Annotated in this window: 14 protein-coding genes and 1 pseudogene; 4 read left to right on the top strand and 11 right to left on the bottom strand. The window is 54.7% G+C overall.

Translation table 11 applies throughout. The features are described 5' to 3' along the window. Positions 1–27: 27 nt before the first annotated feature. From FHS90_RS22825 to FHS90_RS01890, 3 genes and pseudogenes are all read left to right on the top strand, one after another. Positions 28–510: pseudogene (locus FHS90_RS22825) on the top strand (FAD/NAD(P)-binding protein); the annotation flags it as partial. Positions 511–1,758: 1,248 nt separating this feature from the next. Continuing rightward, entirely contained in the window at positions 1,759–3,573 is a 1,815-nt protein-coding gene (locus FHS90_RS01895; RefSeq protein ID WP_066834774.1) for a hypothetical protein, read from the top strand. Between the two features lie 384 nt (positions 3,574–3,957). Next, on the top strand, positions 3,958–4,407 hold the full coding sequence (locus FHS90_RS01890) for a 6-pyruvoyl trahydropterin synthase family protein (RefSeq protein ID WP_066834776.1): 450 nt from the start codon (positions 3,958–3,960) through the stop codon (positions 4,405–4,407). A 487-nt stretch (positions 4,408–4,894) separates the two neighbouring features. Here the strand turns inward: FHS90_RS01890 and FHS90_RS01885 are convergent, their stop codons facing one another. From FHS90_RS01885 to ric, 8 genes are all read right to left on the bottom strand, one after another. Beyond that, a complete protein-coding gene (locus FHS90_RS01885) occupies positions 4,895–7,861 on the bottom strand; it encodes an FAD-binding and (Fe-S)-binding domain-containing protein (RefSeq protein WP_182511350.1) in 2,967 nt (988 codons plus the stop codon). A gap of 237 nt (positions 7,862–8,098) precedes the next feature. Then, positions 8,099–9,262 (bottom strand): class I SAM-dependent methyltransferase, encoded by a 1,164-nt coding sequence (locus tag FHS90_RS01880; protein WP_182511348.1) that lies wholly within the window; start codon positions 9,260–9,262, stop codon positions 8,099–8,101. 160 nt (positions 9,263–9,422) lie between these two features. Beyond that, entirely contained in the window at positions 9,423–9,872 is a 450-nt protein-coding gene (locus tag FHS90_RS01875) for an RrF2 family transcriptional regulator (RefSeq protein WP_066834780.1), read from the bottom strand. A 37-nt stretch (positions 9,873–9,909) separates the two neighbouring features. Next, positions 9,910–10,224, bottom strand: a complete 315-nt coding sequence (locus FHS90_RS01870; RefSeq protein ID WP_182511347.1) for a metal-sulfur cluster assembly factor — start codon at positions 10,222–10,224, stop codon at positions 9,910–9,912. Then, positions 10,205–11,512 carry a hypothetical protein gene (locus FHS90_RS01865; RefSeq protein WP_182511346.1) on the bottom strand — a complete coding sequence of 436 codons (1,308 nt, stop codon included), beginning with the start codon at positions 11,510–11,512 and terminating at the stop codon, positions 10,205–10,207. Before FHS90_RS01865 ends, FHS90_RS01870 begins: the two co-directional genes overlap by 20 nt. 4 nt (positions 11,513–11,516) lie before the next feature. Then, complete coding sequence (locus FHS90_RS01860; protein ID WP_182511345.1) at positions 11,517–12,332, bottom strand: DUF2249 domain-containing protein; 816 nt, start codon at positions 12,330–12,332, stop codon at positions 11,517–11,519. Positions 12,333–12,427: 95 nt separating this feature from the next. Beyond that, positions 12,428–12,931: a hemerythrin domain-containing protein gene (locus tag FHS90_RS01855; RefSeq protein ID WP_066834786.1), complete on the bottom strand. Its 504-nt coding sequence runs from the start codon at positions 12,929–12,931 to the stop codon at positions 12,428–12,430. A 76-nt stretch (positions 12,932–13,007) separates the two neighbouring features. Then, the gene (gene ric / locus FHS90_RS01850; protein ID WP_182511344.1) at positions 13,008–13,964 is read right to left on the bottom strand and encodes an iron-sulfur cluster repair di-iron protein; all 957 of its coding nucleotides are present in this window, start codon (positions 13,962–13,964) and stop codon (positions 13,008–13,010) included. A 458-nt stretch (positions 13,965–14,422) separates the two neighbouring features. On the opposite strand from ric, the gene FHS90_RS01845 reads away from it, so the two are divergent. Next, positions 14,423–17,710, top strand: a complete 3,288-nt coding sequence (locus FHS90_RS01845) for a vitamin B12-dependent ribonucleotide reductase (protein ID WP_182511343.1) — start codon at positions 14,423–14,425, stop codon at positions 17,708–17,710. Positions 17,711–17,839: 129 nt separating this feature from the next. Here the strand turns inward: FHS90_RS01845 and FHS90_RS01840 are convergent, their stop codons facing one another. The 3 genes from FHS90_RS01840 to FHS90_RS01830 all read right to left on the bottom strand — a co-directional run bounded on the left by FHS90_RS01840 (position 17,840) and on the right by FHS90_RS01830 (position 20,749). Beyond that, entirely contained in the window at positions 17,840–19,090 is a 1,251-nt protein-coding gene (locus tag FHS90_RS01840; RefSeq protein ID WP_182511342.1) for a hypothetical protein, read from the bottom strand. An 11-nt stretch (positions 19,091–19,101) separates the two neighbouring features. Further along, positions 19,102–19,740 carry a thioredoxin family protein gene (locus tag FHS90_RS01835; protein WP_182511341.1) on the bottom strand — a complete coding sequence of 213 codons (639 nt, stop codon included), beginning with the start codon at positions 19,738–19,740 and terminating at the stop codon, positions 19,102–19,104. Between the two features lie 241 nt (positions 19,741–19,981). Continuing rightward, a complete protein-coding gene (locus FHS90_RS01830; RefSeq protein ID WP_066834794.1) occupies positions 19,982–20,749 on the bottom strand; it encodes an ABC transporter permease in 768 nt (255 codons plus the stop codon). Positions 20,750–20,752: the final 3 nt, after the last annotated feature.

Raw genomic sequence — 20,752 nt, 5'->3', positions numbered from 1 at the left:
ATCTTCATCAAAACCGAAGGAAACACCATGGAACAGCTGCGTATTGCCATTATAGGCGGAGGTTTAAGCGGTACCCTCACGGCTATCCATCTGCTTCAAGCTGCCCGGGAAGCGACCACAGTGTACCTGCTGGAAAAAGACGAGCAGAAATGGTGCAGAGGGGTGGCCTACAGTAGCCGTTTGCCGTTTCAGCCCCTGAATGTGCCCGCTTCACGCATGACGCTGTTTCTAGACAAGCCGAATGATTTCCTGGATTGGCTGCGGGCCCACCAACACCGCTTCCCGCAGGAGCTTCCCCACCCGGTCACCGGCGAAGATTTTATCCCGCGGCATATTTTTGGGGAATACGTGGAGCATTCTTTACAGGCCGCCGAAGCCAATGCCCGCCCGGGCGTTCAGTTCATCAGACTCACGGCAGAAGTGGTTTCGGTTAGTCAGGTTACCGGCGACTCTGGTTTCTTGGTGGCGTTAAACGATTCGAGCACTCTGCAAGTGCAGAAAGTGGTGTTAGGCTTGGGAAATTTGGCACCGGCGCCCGTCCCTATCCTGAACACCCGTTTTTACCGCAGTTCCCATTACGTGGATTCGCCGTGGTCAAACAATCTGCCGGAAACCTTGCCCAAAGACGCGTCTCTACTGCTGGTGGGCTCCAGCCTGACCATGGTAGATTTGGTAGGTAGTCTGCTCGCTCAGGGGCACGAAGGCCAGGTTCACGTAGTCTCGCGGCACGGTTTGCTCCCCCAGCCCCACGCGGTTGATGCCCCGGCCTACACCTTGCGCCACTTGCCACAGCAGCCCCTGACTCCGTTGGCTGCGCTCCAGTATGTACGGGAAGAAATAAGGCTGGCGGCACATGCAGGCAACCCGTGGCAAAGCGTCATTGATGCGTTGCGCGACCATGTCCCGGTGGTCTGGCAGAATTTCACGTTGCCCCAGAAAAAACAATTCCTGCGCCGCCTCAAACCGTACTGGGAAGTGCACCGCCACCGCATGCCGCTGACCTCGCATCTAGTATTGGAGCAGTTACAGCAGAACGGGCAACTGCACCGCCTGGCCGCCCACGTGCTGGACATGCAGCCGCAAGACGGAAAAGCGGTGGTCACCCTGCGGGAACGCGGAAAAATAGCGCCTACCCAGCTGGTAGTAGACAAAGTAATCAATTGCACCGGCCCGCTGGGCGATTACCTGAAAAGCAAAGAACCGCTCCTGCAACAACTTCTGCAGCAAAACCTCATCGCCCCTGACCCGCTCCACCTGGGTCTGGCTGCCACTATAGACGGCACCGTGCTCAATGCCCAGGGCGAACGGGTAGAGCATCTGTTCACGTTGGGTCCGCCGCTCAAGGGTATCTGGTATGAGTCAACCGCCCTGCGGGAAATCAGGCAACAGGCCGCTGCCCTGGCGGGCTTGCTGCTCTCCAATGAAACCATGTTGACAGCGGCGCTATAAGCCTCTGTTTTGGGGCTGTTTTCCAGAAAATAGCCCCAAAACAGAAACTGTCCTTCTCCTGCCCCTTCCGTTCCCGGTTTATCCAGTTCCCCTGTTTTGGAGCTGTTTTCAGAAAAACAGCTCCAAAACAGGGGACATTTCGCTGTTTGCCTCTTTGGAAAGGCACCTCTTTAAAAGAATATAGCTTTTTTACAATGATGATGGTCATCTCCCAGACTGCCATTCCCCCTATTCCCCAAAAAAGGGAAGTGCCTACCTTGTGCGTCGGTTCCCTACTTGGACCCAATACCCATTTCGCATAGCAAAAACATGGCTTTTAACACCCTGCATTCGTTCCATATTCCGGTCATGGGACTGGCCTTTTCTATTGATTCCCCGCTTAAAGTAGCCCGCTACGGCATCTCCTCGGTACTTTCGCTTGCCGATGACAAGCTGCTGGAGGAGATGCGGCAGTACTACACCGCCCTGTATCAGCGCCCCTACGTGCCCATTTCTGAGAAACAGGAAGACTACCGCGCCCAACGCGTGACGGCCTACCTTAACCTGGTAGACGAACTGGTGCAAGAGCAGCTGGAGCGGGTGCGCCAGGAGGAATTCGCCCCCGGCACCCAGCTCACCAAATACTTTGAGATGCTGCCAGAAAAGTTACCGTTGCGCAAACTTTATGAGCAAATGCTGAAAGCAGACAGCCAGCCATACCGGGAATTTCTGCAGGAGAAACTGCGCGCAGCCATTCAGCCGGGCGCTATTGACGTGAACATCATGACCAAGCTGGACAAGACCAATTACTCCGCAGATGGTTCGCCGCTGCCCGCGGAGTATTCAGACGCACTGGCGGCGTTGCGCGGATTTGCCAACAGCACCGTGCGCTCGTCTATTGTATTCTCAGCGGGCATGAACCCGCGGCTGTTCAGTTATATGGAGCAGTTCCCGTGCTTCTTGCCCAACGCCCAGGGCGAATTTGAAAAGACCGTCATCATCAAGGTGAGCGATTACCGGTCGGCGGCGGTGCAGGGCAAGATTCTGGCCAAGAAAGGCATCTGGGTGTCTGAATTCAGGGTGGAATCTGGTTTGAACTGCGGCGGACACGCCTTCGCCACCGATGGGTTGCTGCTAGGGCCTATTCTGGAGGAATTCAAAACCAACCGTGACGCCTTGAAAGCCGAACTCTGGGTCCTATGCCAGCAGGCGCTCACCGCCAAAGGTTTGGAGATTCCTGCTGCGGCTCCCGGGCAACGCCTCACCGTGCAAGGCGGCATCGGCACCGCCCAAGAACATACGTTCTTTTTAGAGCATTACGGGTTTGACGCCACCGGCTGGGGCACACCCTTCCTGCTGGTGCCCGAAGCCACCACCGTAGATGCCGAGACCCTGACCAAACTGTCATCGGCCACCGCCAAAGATCTGTACCTGAGCCCTATTTCGCCGTTAGGCGTACCCTTCAACGCGTTGCGCGGCACCACCAGCGAGCAACTGACCCACGCCCGTATAGACAAAGGCAAACCCGGCAGCCCCTGCGTGAAAAAGCACCTGGTGTCAAACACCGAGTTCACAGACGAGGCCCTCTGCACCGCTTCGCGGAAATTCCAGCGCCGCAAACTGGAGCAGCTGCACCAGCAAGGGCTGTCAGAAGCCGCTCTACACGCCGAAGAAGCCAAAATCCTGGCCAAGGAGTGTCTCTGCGAAGGGTTGGCCAACACGGCGTCGCTGCTGTATAACATGGGTAAAAAAGCGTTGAGCCGACCGGTGGCCATCTGCCCCGGCCCCAACCTGGCGTTCTTCTCGGGCATTTTCAAGCTGCAGGAAATGGTAGACCACATCTACGGCCGCTTCAACGCCCTGAACCAGACGTACCGTCCGCACGTGTTCATCAACGAGCTCAAGCTGTACATTGACTACTGGAAAAACAAGAAAGCCGAACAGCTGGACACCCTTACTGATAAGCAGGCCAAATACCTGAACACCTTCTGGCAGAACCTGCAATCTGGTATCAGCTACTACAAAGAACTGCTGCCCATGCTGTTCTCTAAAGACGAACTGGAGAAACGGTACATCATGCTGGAAGAACTGCTGGAGGCCGAAGACCAGCTATTAGAAGCGGCGTTGGTGCGGGTACAGGCGTAAACCAGATTCACCTGAGGCGGCCTGGCTTTCTCTGGATTTTCCTGGATTTTGAATGGCTGTTAAGGGTACCGCTCGCTGGTTCCAACGTTGCAGTGTAACGCTCTATGGTCTGGCCTCTATGGCGCGGAAGTTACTTCCGTGACTTACTTTCAGTAATTTCAACACCAGAGGCAGGGCGTTGCAAGCAGCACCTGACCAGCAACTTTCCGGCGCAAGCGGACTGTACTGAGCAGCCATATGTTCGGACACAAGCGGACGCTTGCGCCAGAGAAAGCCTTAAAAGGTTTAAAGACAAAATATTACCAGACGTTTTCGGGCTAATTTTCTAAAAACAGGCCGAAAACAGAAAAGCCGTAGGCCGCCGCCTGCGCACGTGACAGAACCATGAACCGAATCAGATTAACGCGCCGCTTCACGTTTGAGGCGGCGCACGCGTTAACCCACTATGACGGCGCCTGCCGCCACATTCACGGTCACTCTTACAAACTGGAGGTCACCGTGATGGGCACCCCGCTGGAAGAGGACAAACACCCCAAAGACGGCATGGTGCTGGACTTCGGGGATTTGAAGAAGACCGTGAACACGCACGTGCTGCACCTGCTGGACCACGCCCTGCTCCTGCGCGACACCAGTTCCCGCGCCCTTATCTCCCTCTTGGAGGAACAAGGCCACAAGCTGCTGCTCACCGCCTTCCAGCCCACCTGCGAGAACCTGCTCCTGCACATCAAAGACCAGCTCCAGCCCCAGCTACCAGCCTATGTGCACCTGCACAGCCTCCGGCTTTGGGAAACCGAGAATGCGTTTGCAGAGTGGTATGCAGCCGATAATGAATAATTTCTGTTTTAGAGCTAGTTTTTGGAAAACAGGCCGAAAACAGGAGCGGTTAGCCCTCCCAGGTATTTTAACCTGGGAGGGCTTTTTGTTGGCAAAGGCAGCTGGCACAGACGCTCGCAGGTCCTCCGGACGCTACGAGGTCTTTTCTAATTTGCTGATTGTGACAATGGAATGGAGCTGGCGCGAGTCTCCAGACTCGTGACAAATGATGCTGCGAGTCTCCAGACTCGCCGGAAACCATGAGACTAGAACATATCAACTGGAGTCTGAAGACTCCGTTCACCGGGCGGCACGAGTCTGGAGACTCGCGCCAGTGGAAAGGAAGTTCCTGTTTTCGGCCTGTTTTCAGAAAAACAGCTCCAAAACAGCAAAGCCTCTCCAGGAGGAAAGGCTTTGCTGTTTTAATGTGTGTTTCGCAAGTTGAAAACTTGCGGAAATTTGTCCCACAAGTTACGCTGGAGCTAAACTTGCGGGAGTTTCATTGAATTTACTTCTTCAGTGCCTGCCACAGAATCTCAGCGGGGTGCAGGGCTTTTTTGGCGGTGCCGTCTTTGATCTGGTGGCGGCAGCTGGTACCGGCGGCGGCGATGAGGGTTTCCGGGGCGGCGTTCCGAACGGCCGGGAACAGCACCAGCTCGCCAATCTGCATGGAGACGTCATAGTGCTCTTCTTCATAGCCGAAGGAGCCGGCCATTCCGCAGCACCCCGAGGGAATCATCTCCACCTCATAGTTCTGGGGCAGCGACAGGATTTTTTGGGTAGGCGTAAGCACTTGCAGCGCTTTTTGGTAGCAGTGCCCGTGCAGTTTGATCTGCTTCTTCTCCTGCGTAAAGGCAGCGGCGGTGATATGTCCGTTTTCGGCCTCTTTTTGCAGGAACTCCTCTAAAAGGTAAGAGTTGACGGCTACCTGTTGGGCGGCGGGCACTAAGTCAGCGGGCACCAAATCCAGGTACTCATCGCGCAGCGTTAAGATAGCCGAAGGTTCAATCCCGATGATGGGCGTTCCGTTGGCCATGGCTTTGCTCAGAAGCTGCACGTTTTTGATCGCGATTTCCTTGGCATCACGCACCAGGCCTTTGGACAGGTAAGTACGGCCACTTTCCAGGTGCTCCGGAATCTGCACCGAATAGCCCAACGCCGATAATAGTTTCACCGTGGTTTGGCCAATTTCTACGTCGTTGTAATTGGTGAACTCGTCGCAGAAGAGATAGACAGGCTTTCCGGTTTTGGCGGCGATGGCGTTCTCTTTCTGCCACTTTTTGAACCAGCTTTTGAGGGTGGTTTTTCCAACTTCGGGCAGAGAACGGTCCACGGCAAAGCCTACGGTTTTCTTGATCAGTTTGCTGGTGACGGGGTTACTGATCATGAAGTTGTAGACGCCGGGCACCACGGAGGCCAGTTGCTGCATCTTGGTAAAGTTGCCCACCATGCGCGTGCGCAGCGGAATGCCGTTGGCGTCATGGTAGTGCTGCAGGAACTCGGCTTTCATTTTGGCCACGTCTACGCTGCTGGGGCACTCACTTTTGCAGGCCTTGCAGCTCAGGCACAGGTCCATCACCTCCTTGATCTCCTTGTGGTCAAACTTGTTGACTTTGTCAGAGTTAGTCAGGAACTGGCGTAGGATGTTGGCGCGGGCGCGGGTGGTGTCTTTCTCCTGGCGGGTGGCCATGTAGCTGGGGCACATGGTGCCGCCGCTCACATGGGTCTTGCGGCAGTCGCCGGAGCCCGAGCATTTTTCGGCGAGCCGAAGGATTCCCTCCTGGCGGGTGAAGTCAAACAGCGTCTCCACCGGAATGAGCTGCTGGGCCGGGCGTTCCTCGTAGCGCAGGAACTCGTTCATGGGCGGCGTGTCCACAATCTTGCCCGCGTTGAAAATATGCTTCGGGTCGAAAATCTGCTTTACTTCTTTAAGTAGTTCATAAACTTCCTGCCCCAAAGCCTGTGGAATGAACTCGCCGCGCAAACGACCATCGCCGTGTTCACCGCTCAAAGAACCGTTGTATTTCTTGACCAAGGCCGTGGTGTCAGCGAGCACTTCCCGGAAAACCCGCTTGCCTTCATTGGTTTTGAGGTTGATCATGGGTTCAATATGCAGCTCCCCGGCCCCGGCGTGGGCGTAGTACGAGGCCTGCAGGTTGTATTTCTCCAGCACCTGTTGCACATCGGTCACGTAGGCGGGCAGATCCTCGGGAGACACGGCGCAGTCTTCAATGAGGTTCACGGGCTGGGTGTCTCCGGGCAGGTTCCTAATCAACCCAAGGCCGGCTTTGCGCACGTCCCACACGGGTTTGGTCATCGCGCCGCGCACCACGGGGTAGGCGTAGCCCAGACCAGCGGCTTTGAGGTCGGCAATGAGGGCATCAGCTTTAGCCGTGATTTCGTCCTGACTGTCGGCCATGAACTCTACCATGAGCAGGGCGGCCGGATCGCCTTCAATGAAGAAGCGGTTGGCGTCATAGGTGCGGTGGCCCTTGGTGAAATCCATGATGTACTTGTCCACCAACTCAGATGACATGGGGTGGTGCTTGAGAATGATGATGTTGGCTTCCAGCGCCTCCAGCAAGGAGGTAAAATGAACGCACACCAGCCCTTCTTCTTTGGGAGGCAGCGGTAGCAGGTTCAACTTCGCTTCGGTCACAAAGGCCAAAGTGCCTTCAGAGCCTGCCAGCAGTTTACATAAATCCAGCGTGGTCTGGCCTTCTTCGCCCGCGCCTTCGTCTACCAGAAAATCCAGGGCATAGCCGGTGTTGCGGCGGGTCAAGGTCTTCTTGGGGTAGTTTTGCTGAATGAGCGCGCGGTTTTCCGGGCTACTGATGAGGCCGTAGGTTTTGCGGTAAATCTCGCCTTCCAGGTTGGGCAGCGCCAGTTTCTGCTGCAGCTCTTCATGGGTGAGCGGCTTGAACTCGGCTTCGGAACCATCGCTTAAAAGTACTTTGGCCGAGAGCAGATGCGTGCGGGTATCACCCCAGACAATGGAGTGCAGGCCGCAGGAGTTGTTGCCAATCATGCCGCCCACCATAGCGCGGCTGGCCGTGGAGGTCTCGGGTCCGAACAGCAGCCCGTGCGGACGGAGCGTGGCATTCAGATCGTCCCGGATGACACCCGGCTGCACGCGCACCCACTGCTCCTGCGGATTCACCTCCAGCACTTGGGTGAAGTATTTGGAGATGTCTACCACCAACCCGTTGCCCACCACCTGTCCGGCCAGAGACGTACCCGCCGCGCGCGGAATCAAGGTAATCTGATGCTCATTCGCGAAGCGGATTAAGGCTTTCAGGTCTTCCTTGGTTTTGGGGATAGCCACCGCCGTGGGCATCTCCTGGTACACGGAGGCATCTGTGGCGTACACCCGCCGCTGGGCCTGGTGCAAAGAAGATTCTGTATTGTAAAACAACTCGCCGGTGAGAGAGGCTTCCAACTCAGCAAAGGCAGATGTTGATGGGGCGGAAATCATAGGGTATAAATTGTCAGGCAAATATAGAAAGCCCAAAACCGGAATTCTAACATCTTTTACTATGTAACGGCAGAGGGCAAAGCTCCTGTAAAAGAAGCAGATCTTTTTCTTCTGTTTTTGACCTATTTTAACAAAAACAGGTCAAAAACAGGAATGGGTAGTATGACTGGCCGGGGCTATCCCTGGTGGTTGCCCTGCCTGACTGGTCAACGCAATGGGCAATGACCCGGACTGCCCCTACCCCACAAACTTTATCAAGCACCCAAAAGACAGCTTGTGCACCTGCTGGGCGGTCTTGGGGTTCAGGAGCAGGATCTTGCCCTGGGCTTTAAGCTGTTCCATGGCCGTGAAGTAGTTGGCTTTGCAGTAGTTCGTCTCCACGTTGTGCTTTTCGTAGATCTTCTCCAGGCTCAGGCGGTTCAGCCGGGCGGCCTGCTGCGGCAGTTCCTGCACCAGTTTGTGCAGGGAGAACGGCAGGTACCGGGCGTACTCCGGCACCAACAGCCGCACCGGCTTTACCCCGGCGGCCATCATGGGCACCCCGTCCTCCTGATATTCACTGTAGTCTAACAGAATCTCTTTGAGCCGGGTACAGAGCGCTTCACTTTCAGAGGCGAACAGCAGGTACTGGTACGGCTGTTCTTTTCCCGGCAAGCCGAAGGCAAAGGTGACGGTTCTGTACCCTTTTTCCCGCAGGCCCAGTTCCAGGCTTTTCAGCAGAAACTCCTCCCGCTTTTTGCTCTGGCTTGTCCGTTCAAAGAAAGGCGCAATGGCCGCCGCCTGTGAGCCGAAGAGCTGCTGCACCGGGTCTGATTTGTCTAGACTTTTGGCTGCTGCTTTCAATTTACCCGCCTCAAACAACAGGAACAAGTCTGCGGCGCTGTTCCCCAGTGCCTGCGCCAGCACCTCCTGTGAGAATTTGTACCCAAACGGGTCCAGCGCCAGCAGTGCCGGAATCTCAGAGTGCATTCGCTCCTTGAACGGCAGCTGATTTTCAGGCCCGTTCACAAACCCGGGGGCGTTGCCTAGTTCCGCGTAAAACGGAAGCGCCGGCACCGTCTGCTCCACCGCGGCCAGGGCTGTTTTATTGGCATCGGCGAAAAAAGTATGGAAAGCTGCGTTCAGGTTCAGCCGAGCCCCGGAATTGGCAAAGATGGTTTTCAGTACTTTAGCAGGGGCAGTGGTGGCAGGTTGCACTTCCTCCCCCAGCGGAATCCCCGCATTCAGATCCGCAAAGAGTAAGGCAGGCGCTGGGGAGTCTTTCTGGGCGGCCAGCTTCCCTTCTCCCCAAACGGGTAAGAACTTAGGCAACAGCTCCCCCTTGGTTTCAGAAGGGCTTCTCTTCTGCTGAAAGAAATTATTTGGCTCAGTACCTGTCACTACTTCTTCTCCGGCTATCACTTTTGCTCTATCCGCCTGTCAGGCATGTTTCCCCAACAGGAACTCTGAAACGGAATACAAAGGTACTGCTGTTTTTGGTCTGTTTTTCTGAAAACAGGCCAAAAACAGCAGGAGAATATGGGCGGGAAGAAGTTGGCTGAACACAATGCAACAACAGAACCTATTTCAACGGCTCCTGCTCATTGGTGATAAAGAACATGCCCGTGTTAATGCCGTCTACCAGGGTTTGAATGGTTTTAGCGTTAAACGTCTTGAGCAGCTGCTCCCGGTACAGTTTGATATCATTGTGCAACGGACACGGGTGGGTATCTGAGCAATGCTTCATGCCCATGCCGCATTTTTTGAAAGCCTCCAGCCCGTCAATGGTGCGCACCACCTCCAGTATGCTAATATCGGCCGCCGGCCGATGCAGGTAAAAGCCGCCGCCTGGGCCTTTCATAGAAGCGATCACTCCCTTGCGCACTAGGTCCTGCAGAATCTTGCCAATGAAATGGGTTGGCAGATCCAGTTCCTTTCCAATCTCTTTAATGCCGGACCGGTGACCATTGGCGTCATTCAGGGCAATGTAGACGATCGCCCGCAGGGCATATTCTGTGGTTTTTGATAGCATCTGTTTTCTCTTACCTCTCTATACGGCTGCTAAGATATTAGATCTGTTCCAGTTGACGCCTTCCTTCTTCGGTAATCATTTCAGGAGACCACATGGGCACCCACACCACTTCCACCTGCACATCATACCGGGGGAATCTTTTCTGCAGGATCTGCTGCGTGGCCGTGGTAATGGTAGCCCCCATGGGGCAGCCGCGGGTGGTGAGGGTAAGCTCTATGTACAACCGCTCCTGGGTGAGCTGCACACTGTAGACAAGGCCAAGGTCAACAATATTCAGCCCTACCTCTGGATCTATGATGTATTTTAAGGTCTCCAGCACTTGCTGGCGAACCTCAGGGGTGGGCGTTTCCATAGGGGAAGGGCTTTAGCTCATGCACTTTGTGCAGCAACAGGTGAAACACGTTGGCGGTGAACAGTACCGCCGCCAACGTTAAGGCTATGGCACCGGCTAAGATGAACTGACGCTCCCTTAGCAGCACCCCCGTCACCAGCACCGCAAACCCCAGCAGGTAACTTATGTTCTGCCAGCGTAACAGGGAATGGTTGTAGAGGTCCTTTGGTAAAGGGGTTTTGTAACGGCCCACCAGATCTTCATAGGCATGCATCCAGACTATGAACGGCAGCGTCTTAAACGTCTGCCCCAGAATTAAAGCCGTAATGAAACCCAGGAAAACAGTGAGGCCATACACCAGGTACAGGCTGGAAAGCAGCGGCATGGGTAACGCCACGTCACTGCCCACCACCAGTGCCAATACAAGCGGAAGCACCAGCAAGCCCAGTGCCACAAACGTCTGCTGCATGCCCAGATCCAAATCTGCCCGCTGCCGGGTTTTCTTCGCCTCCCAAAGAAAAAGTAAAAAGGCGCCCACCCCGCCGCTCACCAGTAATGCATACAAGGGCAGCAACGGTGTGTGCAGAAACAGGTGGTCAATGATAAAGAGCCCCAGCCCCGCATTAATCAGGTTATAGGACCAGGTCAGTTGTTTGGTGCCCTCTACGTGCGCCAGCAGAAACATGGGAATCAGTTTAGCGCCCACCCCTATAATCAGAAGCAGAAACCAACCCGCCATGCCAATGTGCGCGTGCAGCTGGAGGTAGTGCACGTGGTCCTGGGGCAGGAACGGCCTGGACAAGTTTACCGACATCAATAAACCAATGAATCCGGTGAGCAGCAGCCAGACAGCCGAGGTTACTATAAAATCTGCCTCAATGGTCCACTTAGGGGCTTTTCTGGCGGTTTGTATGAGATTGAGGTTGAAAAGCAGGAAAGAGAGAAACAGGCAGCAGGCCGCCAGGTGCATGGGCAGGCCCACCTTGAAAAACCAGAAACTGTACGCCAGCAAAATAGTACCCGTGCCCAGAAACGCAAACGTGCAGAGGGCAAGCTTCTCACTGTACAACCTGCCCTCCAGCACCACCGGCAGTAACTGGTAGAGTGCCCCAAAGATAACCATGGTGGCCCAGCCCAGTACTGCCACATGGGTCAAGGTTAAGAGTTTAGGGTGGAAATAGTGTCCGCCAAAAGCATCTGTTGAAAGCAGCAGCAACAGGCAGAGCCCCAGAAAAGAGACAGCTGAAAACGCGTAATGGGGTAATACCACCCATTTACTGGGGGAATTAGAGGCAGTTGCGGTGCTCATCTTCTTACAGTTTATAAATCAGCAGATAGGTCTGGTGAGGGCCTGCGTCTTGAATAGCTACCTGAAAGCCCCGGCTCTCCAGTTGCGGCAAGAGAAATTGGGGCACCCGCTTATGGGTCACGTGCAGTGCCTGCCCCGTAGGGAGCCACTCCAGTTCATTCAGAATGGTTACCATAGGCTGCGGCATTTCCAGCTGACGTACATCTACCCGCTTCATATTGCCTGAGAAACGGGTCAGCACCTGGTTATATTCATCCGTTTCTGGAGTGACCTCTTCAATATTAGCCACTTCTTCCGTTTGGCGCCAGAAGTAGGTGTATACCAGTTCCGGCTCTTTCTCATGGGTGAAGTTCAAAAAACCGCGTTTTTGCAAAATCTGGAGCAGCGGGGTGGGTTCAAAGGTATTGATCAGAACCAGGGCCTGCTTCTCATTCAATTGGTCAACGGCTTGCATAATGCGCAGAAAAGGGTAATTGCCCATGGCTATGTCTTCTCGCACGTCCAGGTAGGTGAAGGCGTTTTGGGGCAGTTTTTTCAAAAACAGCGGAAAAACAGCCGGTGCCTGTGGCACCTGCGGGACCGGCCCCTCTTTTTCTTTCTGCACCACAAACCCCAGGGGTGCCAGCCTTTCAAAGAAGGTTTCCACCCCACAGCCCCCAAGGCGGGCTGCGTCTGCAATGGTTACCCGGGCTGCCAGAATCTTGCGCAGAATGGGGTTCCGGAGTTTCTCAAAATGCCGGTTGATGGAAGCAATAGCCTCAATGGCGGCCGGATTGGCTTTGATCAACGCTGAGATCTTTGTATGGGCTCCTATTTCCATGGGGTAAAACATAATTCCTCACCGGCTCTAAGGAGACCGGCTCAGGTACTTAATCATAAAATGCGTTAGCGGCTCTTTTCCGCCACAAGTAGGCCCTAAGCCGCTGTGGTTTTGGTATTCCAGAAGTCTGGGCTGAAGGCATCTTCCCGGGGGGCATGGTTGTGGGCCAGGAGCTTTCCCGCCAGTTCCAGTTCCTCTGCGGGTACCAACGTTTGCAGGTAAGGGAACAGGTCCCGCTCTTCCCACCTAATGTGATCAGTGAGGTCTCTGTCCAGCACTTTAAAAAGATCTCGGTTAAGGGGGCTGCCTTCCTGAATGAGATCTATGAGCTTCTGCAGGAGGCGGTGTTCCTCTTCCAGCCGTAGGCGTACTTCGTGGTCCTGGGGCAGCAGGCGGGCCAAAAGCCACTCCTCTTCGGCACAATGGGGTTGGAGCAGGTTCTTCCAGAAATACTGCACATACGCCCGTAGCACTCGCAGCTGGGTGCCATTCTTCAGCCCCTGCCTGATCTTCCAGCAGAACAGCAGCCCGAAGTGGTGTTCACGGCTCAGGGGAATCAGGCTCTTGTCTCTCTTTTGGGGAGTCACGGTGGTTTTCATGACAGTAATGGGCAGCGCCCGGTTTAACTAGTGGGAAAGCGGACGGGCAAATCCTGTACCCGCCCCTTTCTCCTTTTTATAACACTTCTTTTTCCAGCTCCAGCGCCTTGGGGAACAGGATGTTGTTCTCCAGGTGAATGTGGCGGTGCAGATCTTTCTCAAACTCCTGTAGTTTGGCAAAGGCCACACGGTAGGTGGCGCAGGCGTCTTCAGGCAGGGTAAAGTCATTGGTCAGGGTTCTGATGGCCTCCAGTTCCCCCCCGGCCGCCTCATGCTCCATCTCCATCATGTTTATGGGGTTCTGGATAGAGCCAAAGGCCGCAGGTGCCAGTTTAGCCCCCTTCTGTTTGGCCTCGTTCAGCTGCTTTATGTAGGGGAAGAGCACGCGCTCCTCTTTGGGCATGTGGCTTTCCAGTTCATTGGCCACATTTACAAAATGGTTTGCCACCTGCACCAGCTCGGGGTGGCGGCTCCCGTGCACGCGGGCTATCTTATTGGTGTACTCGTACAAAGCCGGGATGGCCTCCCGCACATATTTGTGGTGGATGTTCACAATGTAATCTGCCAGGAAAGAAGGATCCCAGCTGGCAAAATCGGTCTCGGCCACGGCCGATGTGTCTGGCAGGGCGCCCAGCTCCCGCTCTAACTGCTCCTGGCTCACGCCTTTCTCCTCACAGGCCTGGGCAACCGACTTCTTGCCGCCGCAGCAAAAGTCAATGCCGTACTTCTTGAAGACCTGCGCCTTCCTGAAGTCTTTGGCCACCAACTCCCCCACGGTTTCCCCTTCGGCGGGCGCCAATTTGGTAATTTTCACTTCCCACACCTCCGGGCCCTGCCCCAGGTACTCCCACTTAAAGACGTTGCCCCGCTCGCCCAGCAGCTGGTAATACAGCGGCTTGGGATCATGGTCATTATGAATGATAAAGGCCTCGCCCCCGCCCAGGCGGTCAAACCGGTCAAAGATGGTGGGGTGTTTCAGGCGAGGCTCAAGGAGGGTGACATTTAAGATGTCTATGTTTTCTGTAGTAATCATGGCTGCAATAGTTTATGTCTTTCTTCAATCAATCACCGGGGTAAAGGTAAAAGGGCGGGACGAAAAATAAAAGACAAAAAGGTATTTTATTATTTTAAATCTGTTTTACCTTTACCCACCAGGGAGCCGCGCCCCCTGCTTCTGAACAGGCACCAGCACTGGTCTTCCGCCCTCTTGCTGCCACCATAAGTTTACTGCAACAGAAAGAGGAAAGGAATGACCGAAGTTCTGTGAACACATGATGTTGATCATGTCAACAGCCTTGCCGGTACGCTAGCTTGCCGGGCCTCGCCACCTGGCTGTCCGTTTCCATGCACGCCTGAGTTTCTGTTTTCGGGCTGTTTTCTGAAAAACAGCCCGAAAACAGAAACTAGGCGCGGGAAAGGGTGAATTGCCCTGGTATGGCACAGGTTATTACCGTCAAAACTTCCTCACATATATACTAAGATTATCTACCCATGAAAGAACAACAGCTAAAGCCGCCGGGGCTCTCCTTCTCCCGCCGTTTCACCCGGGAGGGTCTCTCCCCTTTTGACCAATACGCCTATGAAAAGCGAACCTCAGTGATCAAGACCCCCGGCGGAGACGTGGTGGCTGAACTGAACAATGTGGAGGTACCCTCGCAATGGTCTCAGATTGCCACTGATATCCTGGCCCAGAAATACCTGCGGCGGGCGGGGGTGCCGCAGCCAGACGGCAGCCTGGGAGCGGAGCATTCTGTAAAACAGGTGGTGCACCGGCTGGCCAACTGCTGGCGCGTCTGGGGCAGCCGCTACGGTTATTTCCAGAGTGGGCAAGACGCGCAGGTGTTTTATGAGGAGCTGGTGTACATGTTGCTGGGGCAGTATGCCGCACCCAACTCACCGCAGTGGTTCAACACCGGCCTGTTTGAGTTTTACGGCATCACAGAGAAATCTGAGGGACATTTTTATGTTGACCCAGACTCTGGGGAGCTGCGGGAGTCTACCTCCTCTTATGAACGTCCGCAACCACATGCCTGCTTTATTCTGTCTGCTGAAGACAATCTGACTCTGAAAGGGGGCATCATGGACCTGCTCCTGCAGGAGGCACGGGTTTTTAAATACGGTTCTGGGGTAGGCACCAACTATTCCAACATCAGGGGCAAAGACGAGCCCCTCTCCGGCGGAGGCACCTCCTCAGGGCTCATGTCTTTTCTGCGGGTGGGCGACCGGGCCGCCGGGGCCATCAAATCTGGCGGAACCACCCGCCGCGCGGCCAAGATGGTGTGCCTGGACCTGGACCATCCTGAGATTCTGGACTTCATCAACTGGAAGAAAGGGGAGGAGAAGAAAGTGGGAGCCCTTATTGCCGGGGGCTACTCCTCAGACTATGAAGGTGAAGCCTACCAGACGGTTTCGGGGCAGAACAGCAATAACTCATTGCGTATTCCCAATGCTTTCTTTGCGGCGCTAGAGCAACAGCAGGATTGGCCCTTAAAAGCCCGCACCACCGGCAAGGTTGTGAAAACGGTGCCCGCCCAGACACTCTGGCAGCAGCTCAATGAGGCCGCCTGGGCCTGCGCAGACCCGGGTGTGCAGTTTGACACCACCATCAATGACTGGCACACCTGCCCCGCTGAAGGCCGGATCAACGCCTCCAACCCCTGCTCTGAGTACATGTTCCTGGACAATACCGCCTGTAACCTTGCCTCTTTGAATCTGCTGGCCTTCTACCATCAGGAGCGGCAGGAGTTTGACACTGACGCTTTTGCCCATGCCTGCCGCCTCTGGACGGTGGTTCTGGAGATTTCTGTGCTCATGGCCCAGTTTCCTTCTGAAGCCGTGGCACTGCGCTCCTACCAATACCGCACCATTGGGCTGGGCTATGCCAACCTGGGGGCACTGCTTATGGTGCAAGGACTGCCCTATGACAGTAACGCCGCCCGCGCCCTGGCCGCCGGCATTACCTCGCTCATGACAGGTGCGAGCTACCAGACATCGGCTGAATTGGCGGCGGCAGCAGGCCCTTTCCCTAAATTTAGCCAGAACCGGGCCAGTATGTTGCGGGTCATCAGAAACCATCAGCACGCAGCCTATAACCTGCCAGACCAGTATGAAGGTTTAAGTACGCAGCCCCTGGGGCTTGACCAGGACCTGTGCCCGCCTAACGTGCTTGCCGCAGCCAAACATGCGTGGGCAGAAGCGCTCAGGTTAGGCGGTTTGCACGGTTTCCGGAATGCCCAGGCCACCGTCATTGCCCCCACCGGTACCATTGGTTTGCTCATGGACTGCGACACCACCGGCGTAGAACCTGATTTTGCACTGGTGAAATACAAGAAGCTCGCCGGGGGCGGCTATTTCAAGATCATCAACCAGTCACTTCCGCTGGCGCTGGAACGGCTAGGCTACCCCCCTTCCCACATAGAGGCAATAGTAAAATATGCCAAAGGGCACGCCACTTTATCAGGAGCACCGCACGTGCACCCTGAAGCCCTGATGGCGCTGGGTTTTCTACCCGAAGACATAGAGAGGCTGGAAACCGCCCTCCCTACCGCCTATGACCTTGCCTCTCTGTTCAGTACGAACTTTCTGGGGGAGGCCTGTCTAGAGCGCCTGGGGTTTGCCCAGGCCCATTACCAGAGCACCTCTTTCCAGCTGGTACAGGCGTTAGGCCTTTCGGCTGCCCAGCTGCAGGAAGCCAACGACTTTATCTGCGGCACCATGACCGTTGAGGGCGCTCCCTACCTGAAGGAAGAACACTATGCGGTATTTGACTGCGCCAACCGCTGTGGCACCAAAGGCACCCGTTTCATCAAGGCCCAGGGGCACATTCTCATGATGGCGGCGGTACAGCCGTTCATTTCTGGGGCTATCTCAAAAACCATTAACCTGCCCCATGAAACCACCCTGGAAGAAGTGGCCAGTTGCTACGCCCTCTCCTGGCAGCTGGGCCTGAAAGCCTGCTCCCTCTACCGTGACGGCAGCAAACTTTCTCAGCCACTCACTTCTAAAACCACCGCAACCGCCCCTGCAACAGACACTGCCCAGGAACCGGAGCAGCAGGAGTTGCTCCACAGCAGCGAACAGGTGCTTAAAGCCGCACAGGCTATTCTGGCCGAATCACCCAATGATTCTTTCAGGCAGCAGCTGTCACACATGGTAGAGCGCCGTAAATTGCCAGACAAGCGCAACGGGTTCACCCAAAAAGCAAAGATTGACGGCCATACCGTGTACATCAGGACCGGGGAATATGCAGACGGCAGTCTGGGAGAAGTCTTCATTGACATGTACAAAGAAGGGGCTTCCTTTAGGTCTATTCTGAACTGTTTTGCCATTTCTGTCTCCCTGGGATTACAATACGGGGTGCCGTTGGAGGAATTTGTAAACCGCTTTACGTTTACCCGGTTTGAGCCCGCAGGCAGGGTGGAGCATCCCAACATCAAGCAGGCCACCTCAGTGTTTGACTACCTGTTCCGGCTACTGGGGTATGAGTACCTGAACAGGGCTGATCTGGTGCACGTACCTGATGCACCGCAAAATGCTTCCGTTGCCCCTGATCCAGCCACCGCCCCACAGACGGAAAACCCTAAGGCCCCTCCTGCTCCCAAGGCTAAGATTTTAACGGAAGTGGCTTTTTCCAACACTGCCCTGCAAGAACAGACCCACCAGGTGTTGGCCAGCATGATGGGAGATGCTCCCATCTGTACCACCTGCGGACATCTCACCATCCGTTCCGGTACGTGCTATAAGTGTCTGAACTGCGGCAACAGCCTGGGGTGCAGTTAATTTGGGTTAATCAAAAACAGGAAAGGCAGCCACAAGTGGCTGCCTTTCCTGTTTTTGGCCTGTTTTGGTGAAAACAGGCCAAAACAGACTTTCCCAAAGCCTCCTTGTAAGGACAGGGAACGGCTGACTTCAGCACACTTGCATTTTGTCTTTCCACTGGGACATGAAAAACAGTAGCATGCCCGCTGGTAAAAAAATACTCACGCCAAACAGCAGTTCATGGTAGTACGGTATTGCCCCAGCCTCCCACCAAAACAGGGCTCCTTGCAGAAATAAAAGCGCTTCTGTAGCAATAAACCCTAGCAGGAACAGGCCCATGCCCCAAAGGCTCTTATTGGTCTGGAGTTGGAGCCAGCCCTGCTTGCCCATAAATGCAAACAGAAAAAAGCTGATGAACCCAATGAGCACCAGGTGCAGGTATGCAATAATTAAGTACCGGAACCGATAAGCAATGTCTGCTATATAAGGCAACGCCGTCATCAACTGCAGGAGGTTCTTGGCAATGAAGGCCGCCACTGCCAACCAGAACAACCACCCGGACAAGCCGGTGAAAAGCAATTTCAATTTCTGCCTTACAGGCCACACATGCACCAGCAGCAGTAAGACCGCCACTACTTGCGCCATCCCTGACGCGCCTCCTGCCCAGTACACCCAGGCGGCAGGCTGCGTCCAGAGCACAGAGAGCAGGAAGGCGGGCATACAGGACCAGAAAAGCAACCGGAAGATGAGATTTCCTTTCTTTCGGCTCACCCCCAGACCGTGCTGTTCCAGGAGCCAGAAAAAAAGCCCCAGTACCGCAAACGTAAACCAGCCGTTATACTGGAAGTGCAGGTAAAAATAGATGGCGTTGTAGTAGAGGGAACCCCCGCTGTGACCGGTAGCCATGACAGGCCCCAGCGACCAAGGCCCTAAAGATGACACCGCTAAGAAAAACAAGGCTGCCTTTATAAACCGGAAAGACAACTGCTGGGAAAAACGTCCCACCCCGGCCCGGTTAGCATCTTTCAAAAACTGGTATATAAACCAATAGTTCAACAGGAGGTGAGCCGTGCTAAAGGCAATGGAGGCGGCCGCATACCCCTGTACCGGAAAGCTGAGCAGCATGCCCAGCACCGCCGCCTGTGACAGCCAAAACTGCCAGGTATAGGTCTTTTTGGTACGCAGTTCGGGCGGTAAGAACACCAACAGGAGCACCACCATTACCGCAGTATACAGCCAACCCAGCAAGGCAACATGGGAATGGGCGTGTAGCAGGTATTTGTAGTTCAGCCCTTCTATGGGGGCTACCAACAGGTACCGCAACAACAACCCCAGACAGGCCACTAGAACCAGTTGCGCGAGCGCCACCAAAAGCCAATTCTGTCTTGAAACCACCTTCACGGGATAAACTTCTATATGACCCAGTCTAGTTGTACAGGCACAGCTGCCACCAGGGTGGCTTCTGCCAACGTTAGAAGATCAAGCTGAACGCTTTGGGCCCGGTCTTTGGCATACCAGGTATGCAGGTGCTGCATCAGCTCCTCTTTGTTTAGATGCGGGTGCTCCGCCTTTAAGGCCAGAAACTGCTGTTGAATGGTTTCGGGACGAGAGCCCCACGTGAAAAGCCGCTCACCTGTTTCGCGGTCTTCACAGATCAGCTTGGGGATAGACCGGCTCCCGTTGGTCAAGCAGGTATCCATGAGGTGGGGGTTCTGGTCCCGCAGAACAATGACCAACTCCAGGGTAGGTACAGCCGCCGCAATGGCTGCTATAGCCGGAAGGGTTTGGGCGGCATCACCGCACCAACTTTCTACCAAGACCAGCCAGCGCCAGTCAGGCTGATGCTCCCGCAGAAGGGCCCCCAGCGCCGGCAGCAAGACAATCTGTTTCTCTCCCCGTTTCATGCGCTGCAGGTTGAGTTTGGTATAGACAATGCGCTCCTGGGTCTGCTCCGGTCCGGTAGCCTTCTCCTCCAGTACCAGCCGTTCTACCAGATTTCTATACTCAGCGTAGGTGAGCGGGTTTAAAATTTGTATGGGTAAATGGCTCATAATTCTCCTATTTGTTTGGGTGCTGCAAGTGTACCTGAAATGAAGCTGGGCAACAATGACTCTGGTCACTGCGTCAGCTGCGCAAAGGCAATTGCTGTTTTGGTTCTGTTTTGAGAAAAACAGCCTAAAAACAGCACCTGCCTCTTTCAATAAAAAAGCGCAGGCACTACTGCCTGCGCCTCAAACCAAGGGTAGAACCCCATTCACAGATAGTTTACACAGATAAAATATGGAATAGAATTTAAAGATCCCTGCGGGCGAAGATCTGGCGGGAGCTGACCATAGGCACCAGGATCCAGAGCAGCATGAGCCCCAATGCCAGGGAAATCCCCCAGAAGCTCCCCAATATGCTTTTGTACAGGGCGCCAGTGTACCCCATGAGGGCAGAGGCATCCAGGTTCAGCAGCACTATAATTCTGCCAAGGTCTACGGGGTTCAAGGCAGTTAACACCAAAGTAGGGTTTTCTAAGGGGTAATCACTAAAGGTGAAGAGAATCAGCAGCACCAGTCCATCATAGATCAGGGCAAAATAAAACCACAGCAAAAGCGCCACCCCTATGCCCTTGGCCTTGTCACGGGTAATGACTGAGGCCAGAAAGGCCATGGCTACAAAAATAAACGTGATCAGCACCCCGGTGAGCAGCAGATACCCGCCAGTGGCTGAAGCACCAAACAGCAGCACCGGAACCCCCACCCCCAGCAGGAAAGCCCCTGAAAGAGACCCTGCCACGCCCAGATACTCACTCATGAAAATCTTGCTGCGGTTAATGGGCTGAGCCACCAGTAACTCTATAAATTCATACGAATTGTAGAAGTGGGTGGTGGCAAACACAATGCTAATCAGGGGCACGGTGAGCAACACCAGATTAAGCAGGCTCAAAATGGCCTTGTCTGGGTTTCCGCCTAAATGAAAAAGCCCCAGCGAGAGCAGCAGCAGAAACACCGTGTACGCCAGCACAATCTTGCTGCGCACAATGTCATAGAAGACATATTTGATAATCTTGCCCATGGC

Origin of the sequence: Rufibacter ruber, from assembly GCF_014138425.1 — a bacterium.
GTDB classification, from domain to species: Bacteria; Bacteroidota; Bacteroidia; order Cytophagales; family Hymenobacteraceae; genus Nibribacter; species Nibribacter ruber_C.
Note: the sequence above shows the minus strand (reverse complement) of the source record. Positions and strands in the feature narration are given on the sequence as shown.